15 protein-coding genes are annotated in these 12050 nt (G+C 35.0%); 13 read left to right on the top strand and 2 right to left on the bottom strand.

Going from position 1 to position 12050, the window contains the following annotated elements:
• Nucleotide 1: 1 nt before the first annotated feature.
• The 3 genes from AB1279_RS13085 (at nucleotide 2) to AB1279_RS13075 (ending at nucleotide 1950) form a co-directional block, all read left to right on the top strand.
• Entirely contained in the window at nucleotides 2–223 is a 222-nt protein-coding gene (locus AB1279_RS13085; protein WP_429759219.1) for a hypothetical protein, read from the top strand.
• A 287-nt stretch (nucleotides 224–510) separates the two neighbouring features.
• A complete protein-coding gene (locus AB1279_RS13080) occupies nucleotides 511–1299 on the top strand; it encodes an SDR family NAD(P)-dependent oxidoreductase (protein WP_429759217.1) in 789 nt (262 codons plus the stop codon).
• 174 nt (nucleotides 1300–1473) lie between these two features.
• Complete coding sequence (locus tag AB1279_RS13075; protein ID WP_429749852.1) at nucleotides 1474–1950, top strand: 2,4'-dihydroxyacetophenone dioxygenase family protein; 477 nt, start codon at nucleotides 1474–1476, stop codon at nucleotides 1948–1950.
• 69 nt (nucleotides 1951–2019) lie between these two features.
• Here the strand turns inward: AB1279_RS13075 and AB1279_RS13070 are convergent, their stop codons facing one another.
• Nucleotides 2020–2925, bottom strand: coding sequence for a LysR family transcriptional regulator (locus AB1279_RS13070; protein WP_429759215.1), 906 nt, complete (start codon nucleotides 2923–2925; stop codon nucleotides 2020–2022).
• A gap of 235 nt (nucleotides 2926–3160) precedes the next feature.
• Between AB1279_RS13070 and AB1279_RS13065 the strand changes: the two genes are divergently transcribed.
• The 5 genes from AB1279_RS13065 to AB1279_RS13045 all read left to right on the top strand — a co-directional run bounded on the left by AB1279_RS13065 (nucleotide 3161) and on the right by AB1279_RS13045 (nucleotide 6593).
• Nucleotides 3161–3346, top strand: a complete 186-nt coding sequence (locus AB1279_RS13065) for an SDR family NAD(P)-dependent oxidoreductase (RefSeq protein ID WP_429759214.1) — start codon at nucleotides 3161–3163, stop codon at nucleotides 3344–3346.
• 18 nt (nucleotides 3347–3364) lie between these two features.
• Entirely contained in the window at nucleotides 3365–4147 is a 783-nt protein-coding gene (locus tag AB1279_RS13060) for an SDR family NAD(P)-dependent oxidoreductase (protein ID WP_429759213.1), read from the top strand.
• 193 nt (nucleotides 4148–4340) lie between these two features.
• Nucleotides 4341–4760 carry a hypothetical protein gene (locus AB1279_RS13055; RefSeq protein WP_429759212.1) on the top strand — a complete coding sequence of 140 codons (420 nt, stop codon included), beginning with the start codon at nucleotides 4341–4343 and terminating at the stop codon, nucleotides 4758–4760.
• 58 nt (nucleotides 4761–4818) lie between these two features.
• Nucleotides 4819–5907 (top strand): class III poly(R)-hydroxyalkanoic acid synthase subunit PhaC, encoded by a 1089-nt coding sequence (phaC, locus tag AB1279_RS13050; RefSeq protein WP_429759210.1) that lies wholly within the window; start codon nucleotides 4819–4821, stop codon nucleotides 5905–5907.
• 470 nt (nucleotides 5908–6377) lie between these two features.
• The gene (locus AB1279_RS13045) at nucleotides 6378–6593 is read left to right on the top strand and encodes a small, acid-soluble spore protein, alpha/beta type (RefSeq protein WP_429759209.1); all 216 of its coding nucleotides are present in this window, start codon (nucleotides 6378–6380) and stop codon (nucleotides 6591–6593) included.
• Nucleotides 6594–6799: 206 nt separating this feature from the next.
• On the opposite strand, the gene AB1279_RS13040 is transcribed toward AB1279_RS13045, so the two are convergent.
• Entirely contained in the window at nucleotides 6800–7732 is a 933-nt protein-coding gene (locus AB1279_RS13040; protein WP_429759208.1) for a DMT family transporter, read from the bottom strand.
• 126 nt (nucleotides 7733–7858) lie between these two features.
• Here AB1279_RS13040 and AB1279_RS13035 point away from each other — a divergent pair, with 126 nt between their 5' ends.
• The 5 genes from AB1279_RS13035 to AB1279_RS13015 all read left to right on the top strand — a co-directional run bounded on the left by AB1279_RS13035 (nucleotide 7859) and on the right by AB1279_RS13015 (nucleotide 11877).
• Nucleotides 7859–9202, top strand: a complete 1344-nt coding sequence (locus AB1279_RS13035) for a PLP-dependent aminotransferase family protein (protein WP_429759206.1) — start codon at nucleotides 7859–7861, stop codon at nucleotides 9200–9202.
• Nucleotides 9203–9284: 82 nt separating this feature from the next.
• A complete protein-coding gene (locus AB1279_RS13030; protein ID WP_429759205.1) occupies nucleotides 9285–9752 on the top strand; it encodes a hypothetical protein in 468 nt (155 codons plus the stop codon).
• 100 nt (nucleotides 9753–9852) lie between these two features.
• On the top strand, nucleotides 9853–10533 hold the full coding sequence (locus tag AB1279_RS13025; RefSeq protein ID WP_429759203.1) for a response regulator transcription factor: 681 nt from the start codon (nucleotides 9853–9855) through the stop codon (nucleotides 10531–10533).
• Nucleotides 10534–10971: 438 nt separating this feature from the next.
• Nucleotides 10972–11481, top strand: coding sequence for a histidine kinase dimerization/phospho-acceptor domain-containing protein (locus AB1279_RS13020; RefSeq protein WP_429759201.1), 510 nt, complete (start codon nucleotides 10972–10974; stop codon nucleotides 11479–11481).
• 72 nt (nucleotides 11482–11553) lie between these two features.
• Nucleotides 11554–11877 (top strand): sensor histidine kinase, encoded by a 324-nt coding sequence (locus tag AB1279_RS13015; protein ID WP_429759200.1) that lies wholly within the window; start codon nucleotides 11554–11556, stop codon nucleotides 11875–11877.
• Nucleotides 11878–12050 lie beyond the last annotated feature (173 nt).

The following is a 12050-nucleotide window of genomic DNA, read 5'->3' as shown; positions in this document are numbered from 1 at the left end:
AATGGATCGTTGTGTAAATTGTCATGAAGAACTAGCCATTATGGAGCGAAATCGCAGTGAGTGCTGGAATTGTCAAGAGAGGGTGTCCGAGACTTACTCTGATGATCATATTGAAGTAGAAAATGAAGTAAATAGTTTATATAACAAAATCGAGAGATTCGCGGATAGTAAAAAATCAAAGAATTCTCTGATTGAATCAACCTATATATTTAAGAGTTTATGAATCACTAAATCAAACGGAATAATATTACCATTGATGATAGGAGGATAATTTTTCATTAAGAATTAGGAGCAAATGTAATAGCTAAATTTTCAATAATCACTTGCAGAACTCCATCCATATTAATAGTAATTGTTCAATGTCCATGACTGTAACCATTTTTGAATATTAGTAATACTTACTTACACATTAAAATCTTTAATTTTATTTAATTATAACTTATAAATATAATAAATAACATAATGTATTTTAAAAATTAGGAATATTTTTAAAAATTGGAGGAAGCTATAATGTCATCTAAACAATTGTTTGATTTAACAGGACAGACAGCAATGGTTACGGGAGGCGGTAGCGGGTTAGGGCGTGTAATGGCACTGGCGTTGGCTGAGGCTGGTGCAAACGTCGTAGTTTGTTCACGTCGTATGGAGGTTTGCGAAGAAGTTGTGAAAGAAATCGAAGCATTAGGGAGACAAGCGCTTGCGATTTCATTGGATGTAACAGTTCCTGAATCTGTCGCTCAAGCTGTGGAGAAAGCGGTCTCCCATTTTGGGAAAATCGAAATTTTAGTTAACAGTAGCGGAACGGTTTTTGAAACACCCGCTACGGACATGCCTTTAAAACAATGGCAAGCTATGCTCGATACAAATGTAACAGGTACATTTTTGATGTGCCAGGCTGTAGGAAAACATATGATAGACAACGAATATGGAAAAATTATTAACATTTCTTCTTCAATCGGCTTTAAAGGTACTGACCCAGAAGCTGTAGATTCTGTAGGATATACGACAAGTAAGGGGGCAGTTATGACTTTAACAAAGGATCTTGCAGTTAAGTGGGGACGCCATGGAGTGCATGTGAATTCTATTGCTCCTGGAGTTTTCACAACTGGAATGAATAACCCAGAAATACCGGGAACACTTGTACACAAGGCTGGCCCAATCATCGCCTCCCAAGTTCCAGTAAGGAGGTTAGGTAGAGATAATGATTTAGTGGGAGCAGTTCTTTATTTTGCTTCAGCAGCTTCTGATTATTGTACAGGACAAATATTGACTCTTGATGGGGGACTTGGCGCTAAGTAACCGTCAAGTTGATGGCGTAGATTAATAATACTTAATTAAATATTAAAAATAATAATTTTACTTAATTGGAAATTATAAATATACTGAAAATAACAAATTCGCAATATTCAATTAATTTATTGTTGCAAACGTTATCAATATGCGGATTTCAAAAAAATGAAAGAGGGGATATAAGTGAGTAACGTAAAAAGTGTAAAAGAGGTAACGGCATTCCATGCCAATAATATTTGTCCGGACGATTTGCCTTGGATTCCTTATTTTGGAGATGCGAAATTTAAATTGCTTAAAGCCAATCCAGTGACAGGACAGACGGTTACATTATTAAAAGTTCCTGCGGCTATGCAACTTCCCGCTCATTTTCATCCTGGTACGGTCATTGTTTATACCGTCCAAGGTACTTGGAGATATCTTGAGGATCCTTGGGTCTCCAAAGCTGGTGATGTCGTTTATGAGCCGGCTGGATCCTCACATACACCTCAGGCTGTAGGGGATGAAGAAGTTATTACATTGAATATTGTTGAAGGAACATTAGATTATTTAGGTGAGAATGGAGAAATTATTGCCAGAGATAATTGGGAGTCATTCCTGAAAAAATACCATGACCACTGCGCGGCTGAAGGAATTGAGCCTGTAGATGTGACCAAATTTTAAAAGATAGATTCGTAAAAAAAGAGAAGCCCGACGTTCACATGTGACGAAGATGCTTCTCTTTTTTCGTTCTTAACTCTTAACAATTATAGATTTTAGATAATGAATATATTTGTTGGCAAAAGTGGATAAATGTTTATTCTCTGATCGAACCAACCCTAAAGAAATATTTACAGTTCTATGATTTATCAAATCAATCGGAATGATATCACCATTGATGACAGGGGGATAATTTTTCATTACGAAATCAGGAGCAAATGTAATAGCTAAACTTTCAATGATGGCTTGGAGAACTCCGTCCATATTATTTGACGTAAATAGGATTTTTAAGGGCTTATATTTGTTAAAGAAATCTTGAACAAAATATTGCATAAATTCACCGTTATATGTAACGAGAGTTTGATCAAGTATATCATGCGGAGCTATTGTACCAAGAAACGCTAAGGGAGAATGCTTAGAAACATATACTTTTTGTTTCCCTTCAAATAGGGTTTCAAAAGCAATTCCTTCCATGTTTATGTTCAAATCGGTTGAATATGTAATTAGTCCGATGTCGGTCTTATGCTGTCGAATATCTTCAATCACAGCAGATCCACTTTTTTCGGACACCTCCACATTCACATGTGGATATTCTTGTCTAAAAGCGGCTATAGCTTTTACCAGAAACGTCGTCAATCCGGGTAAAGAGGATAATCTTAGTTCTCCCACATCCAAGGAATTAAATGAGTTGGCTGTCTCTTTAATTTCTTCAATTTTTTTCAGTACTTCGTAGGCAAGTTTTAGAATGATTCTACCTTCATCTGTTGGTACAGCACCGTGTCCACGGGAGCGATTAAGAATTTTAATTCCTAACTCCTTTTCTAAGCTGGTAATGGATTGACTAATCGTGGATTGGGTCACATGAAGATTCTGTGCGGCTATAGTCAGAGAACTATGCTTTGAGACCTCAATAATATATAGCAATTGTTCAATGTTCATGGCCGTCCCCCTTTTTTAATATTAATATTACTTACTTACACATTAAAATCTTTAATTTTATTTAATTATAATTTATGAGTATAATCAAAAACAATACGAATATTTATAAATTTTAGAATATTCTAAATAAACAAAGGGTAGCTAGAATGTTATCTAAACAATTGTTTGATTTAACAGGACAGACAGCAATGGGTTGTAGCGGGTTAGAGCGTTAGAGCGTGTAATGGTGGCGCTAGTGTTGGCTGAGGCTGATGCAAACGTCGTGGTTTGTTCACGTCGTGTAGAGGTTTTCGAAGAAGTTGTGAAAGAAATTGAAGCATTAGGGAGAAAAGTACTTGTCCTAGCGTGGGATGTAACAGATTTTGAATCTGACGTTCAAGGTGTGGATAAAGCAATTTCTCTTTTTCGACTGGATAAATAATGCATGAGGAGGAGACGGATGCCAACAAAAACTGTTTTGATTACAGGTGCTACAAAAGGAATCGGTTTGGAATTCGCTAAAGTTTTCGCAAGCCATTGTTATAACTTGGTATTAGTTGCTAGAGACGAAACGTTGTTGGAACAACACGCCGAGAATTTAAAAAAGGATTATGGCGTGCAAGTGAATACTTTTGCTGGTGATTTGAGCAGCTATACAACGATAGAGAGCTTGCATCAACAATTGAAAAACGAAGGAATTGACATCGATATTTTAATTAATAATGCTGGGGCTGGCGGGTTCGGGTTCATGACGGAAGCAGATATTCAGAAAGAAATGGAATATCTGCAGCTTAATATGATCTCGCTTACGTATTTAACTAGACTTTTTACAGATGATATGGTGGAACGAAAGCAAGGTAAAATCTTAAACGTGGCTTCACTAGCAGCCTTTCAGCCAGTTCCGCGGATGTCGATGTATGGAGCAAGCAAATCGTACGTATTATCCTTTTCGGAAGCGATTGCAGAAGAATTGAAAGGAACCGGGGTTCAAGTTTCCGTATTATGCCCCGGCTTTACCAAAACACCGCTCACGCAACAATTCGCCGGAGCAGGCACGAAAGTGTTCAATAAGAACATGTTGGATCCGCAAATGGTTGCTAAGTGCGGCTTTGAAGGGTTAATGAAGAATAAAAGGGTAATCATCCCGGGCTTTAAAAATAAACTCATGGCTAAATCTGTGGGACTACTGCCAAGGAAATGGGTAACCATTTATACTCGAAAACTTCTCGAGCAAAAAGTGTAAAAAATAACAAACTATAGTATTGTGGGTGATTTATTTTAGATGGTTACAAATCTAACGGAAAATTCAAAAAATTACTAGTAAACTTTTAACAGAATCGTAGGTATTAAAGAGGCATTCCGCTTCTTTAAGAAGGGAATACCTTTCATAAAAATATGACAATTAATAAATTACTCAGGTAATAGGAGGAGGAAAGATGGCCGAAAACTCTAACTTTTATAAAATTTGGAAAGAGTATTATTCCCGGTACAGTAACTTTTTTGATGAGCAAGTGACTAAAGAATTTCCTGCTCAAGGAATAGGACAGATGTTGGAGATGAATCTTCAATTCAAAAAAATGATGAATGAAACGACAGAACGTTATTATGAATTTGTTAATCTACCATCACGAAATGACCTTGCGCATATTTCTTCTCAGATTGTCAATATAGATGCAAAGGTGGATGATTTAGAAGAATTTATACAAGAAACAAAGGATACTCAAGGAGACTCAGTGGAATTGCAACGTGAAATGGCAAATTTAAAAAAGGATATGAAAAGCCTTGATACTAAAATGAATGAACTTATAACCTTATTAAAATCCCCAAAAGATGTGAGTACAAAAGGTACTGTATAAGAAATACAGTAAAAAACAAATTCATAAGTCGATTATTAATTATGTAAGGGGTGAAGTTATGAGTGTTCTTATGACAAAAGAATACGAAAAGTTTATCGAAATGATAACTGAGGAGTATCAACAGATGTATGGACGTGTAAAAAGTGCAACTCAAGTGTTAACATTGGATGCCGAGCCTGAAGTAGGTCCAACACCGAAGGAGGTTATTTGGACTAGGAATAAAACGAAGCTTTATCGATATTTTTCTGATCAACCGAAAAAACATAAAATTCCAATCCTATTGATTTATGCATTGATTAATAAACCATATATTATGGACTTAACAAAGGGGGGCAGTTTAATAGAATATTTAGTGAATCGTAACTTTGATGTTTATCTCCTAGACTGGGGGACACCAGGTCCCGAAGATAAAAATATGAAATTAGATGATTATATAATGGACTACATCCCACGTGCAGTTCGTAAAGTATTGCGAAAATCTAATACTGATGAAGTGTCCATGCTTGGTTACTGCATGGGCGGTACGATAACATCAATATTTACGGCGCTTCACCCTGAATTACCAATTCGCAATATTGTTTTTATGACAACTCCTTTTGATTTTGAAGAAACAGGTCTATACGGCGCTATGCTAGATGAGCGGTATTTTGATATTGATAAAGTGGTCCAAACGCTCGGTAATATTCCACCTGAAATGATTGACATTGGAAACAAATTACTCAAACCGATGGCAAATTTTTATGGGCCATATGTTAGTCTTTTCGATCGTGCTGAAGATGAAAGATTCGTAAAGAGCTTTAAACTTTTGCAAAAATGGTTAAACGACGGCATTCCATTTCCAGGTGAATCCTATCGTCAATGGATTAGCGATTTTTATCAAAAAAACAAACTGATTAAAGGGGAGTTGGTTATTCGTGGGCGTCAGGTTAAACTTGAAGCAATCACTGCTAATGTGCTCAATTTATCAGGTGAAATCGATATTATTGCTCAACCACATCAAGTAGAAGCATTGATGAATCGCATATCGAGTAAAGATAAACAATATATAAATTTACCTGTTGGGCATACGTCTATTGCTTTTGGAAGTAAAGCTTCAAAAATAACTTATCCAACGATTGGTGACTGGCTGGAAGAACGGTCTAAATAGTAGTGAATAATGTTCGAATGAGATAATCTGTATTGGCAACTTGAAGAGGTTGTGAAAAGCTAAATTCTATTAGTTAAGAAGTTTTTTAGCTTATAAAGCATAATGTAAGAGTGGTTGTAAAATGAAAAATATTAATGAAGAGGTGAAATTATGTGGGTTTGTACTACACACATGAAAGAAACATTACTATTGCTAGAAACTCCCCATGTTAGCAAAGCTTCGTATCAAATTAAGTGTTCTCTTTGTGATAATCTTGCTACTGCGAAAGTTTATTACACTCACCGAACTTATCATTTTACTAAAAAACAATTCATGGATTCTTTATCAAAATCTCCCTCCAAAAAATCTGGTTAATTAGTTTTAAAAAATACAAATTTACATAAAGTGCAGGTTTTATATTTTTTTTATGGATATGCATATTTATCTAGAATATGAGCACATTATTTACCAATAAAATGGAGGTGCTAAAGATGAATATTCAAGAACATAATCGTACCAATGAAATTCTTATCACAAGCGCAAGGAGCGCGATTGAGCAAATGAAATATGAAATTGCACGTGAATTCGGGATCACACTCGGTCCAAATACAACAGCACGCGCAAACGGAACAGTTGGGGGAGAAATTACAAAACGCTTAGTACGAATGGGCGAAGAAAAACTAGCTGGACAATATAGAATACACTAAAATGACGTTTGCTTTCTCTTTTATTATTTTAGAGGGACTGCTGTACACACATCTAGTTAAGATTTTAAAGTCCCCTCCCTACATTCTACTTTATTGAAATCCATAATTAAGTAATTATTGTAACGTTATAATTTTTTTGAAATTTATTTTTATTAATAAGGTAGTTAAAATCCTGTTTTGATGATATTCAAAACAGGATTTTTGTTTTACATACTAACATTTTTCTGCTTTGCTAACATGAATTTTTCATCTAAAAAGTTTGTACCTAATACACCGAGAATAATCATGACTGCGCCGATGATATGGTAGTATGCAAGATCTTCTTGTAAGAAAATTACGCCAGCGAACATCGTAATTAAAGTTGATACATTGCTAAATACACTCATTTTTGATGCTTCCATAATGGACAAAGCGTAATTTGATAGGAATGCTGTTAACAATGAAGAAAGAATTCCTAAATATAAAATTGAAACTAGGAATAATGGACTTGTAAAGGGCTGAAAATATTGATTCATCGTTCCCGCAGCAATATGATTTCCGATGGACAGTGTATTAAAGCAAACAAACCCAATTGTAGTCATCATATATGTTACATCAATTAATCGAAATTGTTTTGTCATCTTTCGTGCTAGAACGTTATAACCAGCTGACGATAATGCTGATAAGAGAATGAGTATAACTCCGATAAAACTAGTAGAATGAGAACCAAATCCTTTCATAGCAAAAATGTAGATGACACCAGATACAGATAAAAGAAGCGAAATTTTTTGCCAAATTGTTGTTCGTTCTTTTAAAAAGTAAGAGGCACATACCAATGTAAAGATAGGAATGGTAGCTTGAATAATGCCAGCTTCAGAAGATGATGTATACACTAATCCAAATGCTTGAAAAGTAAAGAATAAAGCTGGGTATAGGATTGCTACTGGTAAAATAGAAAGCATGCTTTTAAATGTGATATTTAATTTAACAAAACCGAATATTACTGGAATTGATGCGACAAGAAAAGAAATGGTAAATCGATGAGCTAACGTATCAAGTGGTCCTGTGACTGTAAAAGTTAACTTTACAAACATAAATGAAAAACCAATTATGAATGTATAAAGAATAGCTGCGGCGTATGCTTTTTTTGTTTGTGTCATATTCACACCTCATATAATGAATTTTCTTACTGGCCAGTATACGTAAATGGTAATGGTTTATTGCGGGTGCTACAATACAAATAAATGTCATCTGTACCGGTACAGAAAATATATAGGGGTGTAAACGTGTATAAATATTTAAACGTTTTCAATGATTTAGAACGCTTAATCCAAAATGGGGAATTAAAAGAGGGAGACAAATTACCTTCTATTCGATCCTTAAGTACGCATTATCAATGCACGAAAAGTACAATTATTCGTGCACTTCAGGAGTTAGAAAAAAGGCATATGATATACTCCGTTTTGAAAAGCGGATACTATGTTGTGAAAAAAACAAACGAAGGCTATGTAAATGATAGTAGTGTAATAGATTTTGCAACATCTGCACCTGACCCAGATGTTTTTCCATATTTAGATTTTCAGCATTGTATTAATAAAGCAATTGATACATATAAAAATGACTTATTTATATACGGGACTCCGAAAGGATTGTCATCGTTAATTCGGGTTGTTCAAAGGCAATTAACGAATTATCAAGTGTTTACAAATGAAGAGAATATTTTTATTACATCTGGCGTGCAGCAAGCGCTGTCTTTGTTAATTTCTATTCCGTTTCCGAATAAAAAGAAAACGATTTTAATTGAACAGCCAAGTTATCATTTATTTATCGAGTATTTAGAAACGCACAACATCCCTGTTATGGGAATAGAACGAACAGCCGAAGGGATAAATTTAAACGAATTAGAACTTATATTTCAAACAGAAGATATTAAATTTTTTTATACAATGCCGAGGTTTCATAATCCGTTAGGTACATCGTATTCTAAGAAAGACAAGGAAGCTATTGTCCGTTTAGCGAAGAAATATGATGTATTTATTGTAGAAGATGATTATTTAGCAGATTTAGAGAGGGACGCTAAAGCGGATCCAATGTATAGTTACGATGACTCCTCTCATGTTATTTATTTGAAAAGTTACTCTAAAATTATTTTTCCAGGATTACGAGTTGGTGTTGCAGTTATACCTAATTGTCTTACGGGAAATTTCTTAACATATAAAAAATTATTAGATATCGATAGCTCAATGATTTCACAAGCAGCTTTAGAAGTGTATATAAAGAGCGGAATGTTTGATCGGCATAAACAAAAAATTCGCGCTTCCTATTATGAAAGATCCAAGAGGTTAGCCGCTTCTTTGAAAGAATGGAGTATTACGAACAAACAGTTATTTCAATACCATGATGCGAAATTACCATGTGTTCATACACATATTACTTTAGATAAGAGAGTTATAGTTGAACCACTTCTTCGACAGTTAATAAAAAATAAAGTATTGCTAGATTCGATTGATAAAAATTATTTATCTTCGTTTCCAAAAGAAAGAATATTGAAATTAAATGTATCAAATGTAAAGGAAGTAATGATTGAAGAGGGAATATGTAAGATTATTGATGCAATGAAACGTATATAGGTTGTTCATTAAGGAAACAGATTTGTAGCATTTACAGCGTTAAGGAAATAAAAAAACAAAACAATATAAAGAAACAGGCTTTATGAATATATTGCGTTTACAAATCATGAATCGTTTAGATTGTGAGATTACGTATGGCAGTTACACAAAGCCGATACGAAAAGAGTTACGTTTATCTAAAACACATGTACACGACGCCATTGCGATTACAAATCCAAAACGGTTACAAGAATATGATCAAAGTGGTGAATTTTGCATCAAGCAATTTAGAAAGAAAAAACGTTCCCTGTATGAAGCAACCGCAAGAAAAGGAAGGAAAACAAAGAATACAAGTGCAAAACGGAACAAGAAAAATACATCACATATAGATGGAATCTATTTAGGTGATAAAGTAAAGGTATTTGGACAAGTAGGATTTGTGACAGGATTTACAGGAAAAATGGTATACGTACAAGATATACATGGACAATATATACAAAATCCTGCGAAATCCTATAAGCAAGTGAAGATGTCAGATATGGAACGTATACACCATACGAACAATTGGTAGTTCTTACAAATCAGTTAGGCTATGTCTAAATACGTTAAATGTGTCTTCTGAAAATTTATAGAATAGTAGGTTATATCACTTCTAAGGGGGAAAATAAGAATTGACTAAAATAATGGTCGTTGATGATGAAGATCATATTCGTGAGCTCATTCGTTTGTACCTTGATGGTGAAGGTTTTGATATTGTTGAAAAGTCGAACGGAGCAGATGCATTGGAATATGCTGAGAACCATCAGGTTGATCTTGTGATTCTTGACATCATGATGCCAAAGCTGGATGGATGGTCATTATGTAAGGAACTTCGTGAACTAGCTGATACTCCTATTTTGATGATTACCTCAAAAGGTGAATCAGAGGACAAAATAAAAGGTTTTAGGCTTGGAACAGACGATTATTTAGTTAAGGCTTTTGATCCAATTGAGCTAGTCTTGCGCGTGAAGGCACTGCTCAAACGCTATCGTATTGCAGCTTCAAATGTAATAAAGCTTGGAGACATTGAACTAGATCGTAAAACCTACCAGGTGATTTATAAAGATGGTAAAAGAATTACAATGCGAATGAAAGAATTTGAACTCCTTTATAAACTGGGCAGTTATCCTAATCAGTTATTTACACGTGATCATCTCATTGAGCAGATTTGGGGCATTGATTACGAAGGGGATGAACGGACAGTTGATGTCCATATCAAACGACTTAGGGAGCGATTTGCCGAGTATGAGCAGGAATTCAAAATAGTAACAATCCGGGGGCTCGGATATCGCTTGGAGGTGTATCGGGATTAAATCGCTCTATACACGAATAGTGGTTATTTATGTCAGCACTGTTATGTTTAGTTTACTTGTCGCTTATATTGGAACGAATATTTTATATCATGACCGTTCTCAGGAAGAGATACGGAAAATTCTTGTCAATAATGGTAAAAGGATGATTGAAATCTACCAAGCTACTGGATCGAACAATTTGCTGTCTTTTATGAAGGCATATTCGGGGACTGCTGGCACACGCCTTCAATTATATAAAAATGATAGTGTACCACTTCTCAAGGACGAAAATTTGAAAGTTGAAAAAAATATATCGATGCGGTTCTTGCTGGGGAAATTACAGACAATTTTAAAGGGTTTATAACGCATGTTCCGATTGTTGGCGTACCATTTCAAGAAAATGGGGAACATTATGCAATATTTTTAACAATTGAGAGGAATCAGTTTGAAGACCAGTTTATGAATGTAATTCATATCATGTACGTCATCATTTTGTTTTTTGGCAGCCTTTTGATTATTATAGCTGCTCGATATGTCGTCAGCCCTCTCGTAAGGTTGACAGAAGTAACGAGGAAAATGGCACAAGGAAATTTTACTATTGTGCTTCCGACGAAACGAAAAGATGAGATTGGCGCATTAAGTGCGAGCTTTAATGAAATGGCTAAAGAACTCGGCAAACTTGATCAAATGCGTCAAGAATTTGTGTCCAATGTATCACATGAAATCCAATCACCGTTAACTTCAATCTCTGGATTTTCAAAAGCGTTAAAACAAAAGAAAATGAGTGAGGAAAATCGTTTACGATATTTGAATATTATTGAACAGGAAAGTGATCGATTATCACGTCTAGCAAGAAACCTACTTCGCTTGTCTCACTTGCAGCATGATCAACTACAACTTAACCTGTCACATTTTCGATTAGATGAACAACTACGGAATGTTACCATCGGTTTGGAACCGCAGTGGTGAGCCAAGAAAATTGCGATAGATATTCAGTTAACCCCCATTACGATTGAAGCAGACGAAGATCAACTCAAGCAGGTGTGGACAAATTTAATACATAACAGTATTAAATTTACGCCACTTCAAGGGAAAATTACGATTAAAGCAGTATCAAAAAATCATCTTATCTCTGTCTTAATTATAGATACTGGTATTGGTATCCCAGTAGAAGAACGGAAGGATATTTTTAAGCCATTCCATAAAGTTGATAAATCCCGAGACCCGTCGATAAAAGGAAATGGGCTCGGCTTATCTATTGTTAAACAAATTGTTGATCTCCACGATGGGGATATTAAAGTTTTAGAGGGCCTTGAGGGGGGAACAGAGTTTATTGTTACACTGCCGCTAAAATATAAAAAATAGGTATATGAAAACACGCTTGTATTACAAATTTCAGGAACAATACTATGGTCTTTTTACAACGTATTAAAAGAACCTGTATTAATGGTTAAAATGATTATAACAGTAATGTGATTTCATTCCTATTCGTTATCGCAACACTATCCAAGACGGGGTGGTAGTAGTTGATAATGCCC

Origin of the sequence: Bacillus sp. S14(2024) (assembly GCF_050473785.1) — a bacterium.
Taxonomy (GTDB): domain Bacteria; phylum Bacillota; class Bacilli; order Bacillales; family Bacillaceae_G; genus Bacillus_A; species Bacillus_A yunxiaonensis.
Note: the sequence above shows the minus strand (reverse complement) of the source record. Positions and strands in the feature narration are given on the sequence as shown.

What these genes read in the sequence shown, in the direction of transcription:
- AB1279_RS13085 (WP_429759219.1), top strand. Translation starts at nt 2, where the DNA reads ATGGATCGTTGTGTAAATTGTCATGAAGAACTAGCCATTATGGAGCGA.
- AB1279_RS13080 (WP_429759217.1), top strand. Translation starts at nt 511, where the DNA reads ATGTCATCTAAACAATTGTTTGATTTAACAGGACAGACAGCAATGGTT.
- AB1279_RS13070 (WP_429759215.1), bottom strand. Translation starts at nt 2,925, where the DNA reads ATGAACATTGAACAATTGCTATATATTATTGAGGTCTCAAAGCATAGT.
- AB1279_RS13060 (WP_429759213.1), top strand. Translation starts at nt 3,365, where the DNA reads ATGCCAACAAAAACTGTTTTGATTACAGGTGCTACAAAAGGAATCGGT.
- AB1279_RS13055 (WP_429759212.1), top strand. Translation starts at nt 4,341, where the DNA reads ATGGCCGAAAACTCTAACTTTTATAAAATTTGGAAAGAGTATTATTCC.
- phaC (WP_429759210.1), top strand. Translation starts at nt 4,819, where the DNA reads ATGAGTGTTCTTATGACAAAAGAATACGAAAAGTTTATCGAAATGATA.
- AB1279_RS13045 (WP_429759209.1), top strand. Translation starts at nt 6,378, where the DNA reads ATGAATATTCAAGAACATAATCGTACCAATGAAATTCTTATCACAAGC.
- AB1279_RS13040 (WP_429759208.1), bottom strand. Translation starts at nt 7,732, where the DNA reads ATGACACAAACAAAAAAAGCATACGCCGCAGCTATTCTTTATACATTC.
- AB1279_RS13030 (WP_429759205.1), top strand. Translation starts at nt 9,285, where the DNA reads ATGAATATATTGCGTTTACAAATCATGAATCGTTTAGATTGTGAGATT.
- AB1279_RS13020 (WP_429759201.1), top strand. Translation starts at nt 10,972, where the DNA reads ATGAATGTAATTCATATCATGTACGTCATCATTTTGTTTTTTGGCAGC.